We start from the raw sequence: 643 nt of genomic DNA, 5'->3' as shown, positions 1-643 counted from the left end.
ATGCTTTCGTGTGGTTGAAAAATTTCGCAACAGGCAGATCATGAAGGTATGGCGCTTACCTATGAAATGGTTTTGGAAAGTGTTTCTGCGTGGTCACTGATAAAAACGGTTAAACGGACTTTATGCGATGAGGTAGAAGGTTTATCGGATACGTTTTTTCCAAGCACTCGTGAATTCGTAAGATTATGTCGTGATTTGGAAAATAGTCTTTTGACGAAAGCCAATCTAGTACGCAAGGCTGTTTTGAACACCCGTGAAAAAAGGCTGAAAGAAAAGGCAATGAGAGAGAATTCAAGACCACTCGCGTTGGTTGAAAAGCAAAAGCTTGAAGGGATTTTAAATGGTCTTGGGGGAACATTGAAAAACATTGCAGGTTAGTAAACTAGTGAAAATTGCTGATCGTTTTGTGATTGGATGTGCATTTAAATCGAAAAAATGGCACCGTACAGAGCAATTTAAAGATTTTATGATAAAAAACCTATCCTATAAAACGCTCTGTACGGTCAAATTTGAGGCAAATAGACAAATTTGTAAAATTAGGATTAAAGTATATTCATTTTAAAACATCTATTCTTAAAAAACCGTAAACAGCCCATGCGAAAGAGATTTGCTGCAACGGCGCTGGATATGCACTATGGGGGGG

Annotated in this window: 1 protein-coding gene; it reads left to right on the top strand. The window is 37.9% G+C overall.

Annotated elements, in window-relative coordinates; translation table 11 throughout:
• Nucleotides 1–48 precede the first annotated feature (48 nt).
• Nucleotides 49–378, top strand: a complete 330-nt coding sequence (locus ACFILW_RS10630) for a hypothetical protein (RefSeq protein WP_375685820.1) — start codon at nucleotides 49–51, stop codon at nucleotides 376–378.
• Nucleotides 379–643: the final 265 nt, after the last annotated feature.

It is taken from the genome of Bartonella sp. TT110JLCBS (genome assembly GCF_042193405.1).
Taxonomy (GTDB): Bacteria; Pseudomonadota; Alphaproteobacteria; order Rhizobiales; family Rhizobiaceae; genus Bartonella.
This window is presented reverse-complemented; position numbering and strand designations above follow the sequence as displayed.

Bases quoted from the DNA above. Each gene is read 5' to 3' on its own strand.
- ACFILW_RS10630 (WP_375685820.1), top strand. From the start codon at position 49: ATGGCGCTTACCTATGAAATGGTTTTGGAAAGTGTTTCTGCGTGGTCA.